Origin of the sequence: Haloferula sp. A504 (genome assembly GCF_044385805.1) — a bacterium.
Taxonomy (GTDB): domain Bacteria; phylum Verrucomicrobiota; class Verrucomicrobiia; order Verrucomicrobiales; family Akkermansiaceae; genus Haloferula.
The window spans coordinates 1-516 of sequence record NZ_JBISBU010000198.1 but is presented as its reverse complement, the minus strand read 5'-3'; the positions used below and the strand labels follow the sequence as shown (position 1 = coordinate 516).

1 protein-coding gene is annotated in these 516 nt (G+C 61.6%); it reads right to left on the bottom strand.

The window, feature by feature from the left end; all coding sequences use genetic code 11:
- The coding region (locus ACG2LG_RS24165) for a transposase (protein WP_396263466.1) at positions 1-451 on the bottom strand (451 nt) is incomplete at its 3' end.
- Positions 452-516: the final 65 nt, after the last annotated feature.

Genomic DNA, 516 nt, shown 5'->3' with positions numbered 1-516 from the left:
CGGCGGCCTCGGGCATTCCCTTGCTCCTCAAATCGGCCAACTCGGCCCGCAGCGACTGGAGGTAGCTCCTGGAATACAGCAGCTTGAGGTGCTCCAGCAGCTGCTGCTCCCCGCCCTCAACCTCGAAGCGCTGGAGAAACTTCTCGCGATCCGGAACCCGCACCAGCAGGTGGAAGTGGTTGCTCATCACGGCATAGGTCAGGACTTCCACCCCGGCGAAACGCTCCAGCCTTCGCATGATGCGGCAAAAGGCCTCCTTCTCCACGTCCCCGAACAGCATCTCCCCGCCGGCGGTGCGGCTCATCACATGGTAACGGTTCGCCTGCCCATCCGGTCCCAGGACCCGACGTCGCGCCGATCCCACTCCCCTGCGAAATCCGCCCGGATACTGCCCCGTCGGAAGCTCCGCCTTCTCGACCGGGTCGATCGTCGTTTCAGCATTGGTTTTCATGAACTTGTGGGGATTCTTAGCAACTGAGTTCAGGCGCGTCAACAACTGTATGCCTGGCATCTTAT